This is a genomic window from Marinibaculum pumilum, assembly GCF_042646425.1.
Lineage (GTDB): Bacteria > Pseudomonadota > Alphaproteobacteria > Ferrovibrionales > Ferrovibrionaceae > Marinibaculum > Marinibaculum pumilum.
The window spans coordinates 110,808-112,881 of record NZ_JBHRTR010000050.1 but is presented as its reverse complement, the minus strand read 5'-3'; the positions used below and the strand labels follow the sequence as shown (position 1 = coordinate 112,881).

1 protein-coding gene is annotated in these 2,074 nt (G+C 70.2%); it reads right to left on the bottom strand.

Features of this window, described 5'->3' with window-relative positions; translation table 11 throughout:
• Nucleotides 1–2,074: calcium-binding protein (locus ACFOGJ_RS27010; RefSeq protein WP_379906388.1), on the bottom strand; the 2,074-nt coding region annotated here is incomplete at both ends.

The window sequence follows — 2,074 nt, the reverse complement described above, 5'->3', positions numbered from 1 at the left end:
CATCGACCGTGTCGGCGCCAGCGTCGCCCGCCAGAACGTCATCACCGGTACCGCCGGCGATCAGGTCGGCATCGTCACCGCCCGAGACGATATCGGAATCGTCACCGCCATCGATGGTGTCGGCACCAGCACCGCCGAGGATGGAATCACTGCCTGCGCCACCGGTCAGGCTGTCGGCGCCGTCACCGCCGTCGACCGCGTCATCGCCGGCACCGCCAGCGATCTGGTCCGCGCCGTCGCCACCGGAAACGGTGTCGGCACCTTCGCCGCCAGCGATCGTGTCGTCGCCGGCGTCACCCGCCAGAACATCGTCACCGGCACCGCCGGCGATCAGATCAGCGTCGTCACCGCCCGAGACGGTATCGGCGTCATCGCCGCCATCGATGTCATCCGCACCGGCGCCACCCAGGATCGAGTCGCTGCCTGCGCCACCTGCCAGGCTGTCCGCACCTTCGCCACCGTCGATGCTGTCGGCGCCTTCGCCGCCGTCGATCGCGTCGTCGCCGGCGTCACCGACCAGAACGTCGTCACCGGCACCGCCAGCGATCAGATCGGCATCGTCGCCGCCGGATACCGTGTCAGCGTCGTCACCGCCATCGATCGTATCGGCACCCGCACCGCCGAGGATGGAGTCGCTGCCTGAGCCACCGGCCAGACTGTCGGCGCCGTCACCGCCATCGACCGTGTCGTCGCCGGCGTCACCGGCCAGAACGTCGTCACCGGCACCGCCGGCGGTCAGGTCAGCGTCGTCACCGCCCGAGACGGTATCGGCATCATCGCCGCCATCGATGGTGTCAGCGCCGGCACCGCCGAGGATGGCGTCGCTGCCTGCACCACCGTCGATGCTGTCGGCGCCCTCGCCGCCATCGACCGTGTCATCGCCGGCATCGCCCGCCAGGACGTCATCGCCTGCACCGCCCCCGATCAAATCCGCATCGTCACCGCCGTCGATCGTGTCGGCACCGGCGCCGCCCAGAACGGAATCCGCACCTGCGCCACCAGACAGGCTGTCGGCACCCTCACCACCGTCGATGCTGTCGGCACCTTCGCCGCCATCGACCGTGTCATCGCCGGCGTCGCCAGCCAGAACGTCATCACCGGTACCACCGGCGATCAGGTCCGCGTCGTCACCGCCGGAGACCGTGTCGGCATCCTCGCCACCGTCGATTGTGTCGGCACCTGTGCCGCCCAGGACCGAGTCACCGCCTGCGCCACCGGCCAGGCTGTCCGCACCTTCGCCGCCGTCGATATCGTCGGCGCCCTCGCCGCCATCGACCGTGTCGTCGCCAGCGTCACCTGCCAGAACATCGTCACCGGCATCGCCGGCGATCAGATCGGCTTCGTCGCCACCAGAGACGGTGTCGGCATCTTCGCCGCCGTCGATCGTGTCTGATCCAGCACCACCGAGAATGGAGTCGCTGCCTGCGCCGCCGGACAGGCTGTCGGCGCCCTCGCCGCCATCGACCGTGTCGTCGCCGGCGTCACCGACAAGAACGTCGTCACCGGCGCCGCCAGCGATCAGATCGGCATCTTCGCCGCCGGAAATCGTGTCAGCGTCGTCACCGCCATCGATCGCGTCGGCGCCCGCACCGCCGAGGATGGAGTCACTGCCGGCGCCACCGGACAGGCTGTCGGCGCCGTCACCGCCGTCGACCACGTCATCACCAGCATCGCCGGCCAGCACGTCATCGCCGTCGCCGCCGGTGATCAGGTCAGCGTCGTCGCCACCGGAGACCGTGTCGGCACCCGTGCCGCCCTGGATCGAGTCACTGCCGGCGCCACCGGACAGGCTGTCCGCGCCTTCACCGCCGGTGATGGCATCGGCACCTTCACCGCCATCGATCACGTCGTCGCCGGCGTCACCCGCCAGAACATCGTCGCCGGCACCGCCGGCGATCAGATCAGCGTCGTCACCGCCCGAGACGGTGTCAGCATCATCGCCACCGTCGATCGTGTCGGCCCCCGTGCCGCCCAGGATCGAGTCACTGCCGGCGCCGCCGGCCAGGCTGTCCGCGCCTTCACCGCCGGTGATGGCATCGGCGCCCTCGCCGCCATCGATCGTGTCATCACCCGT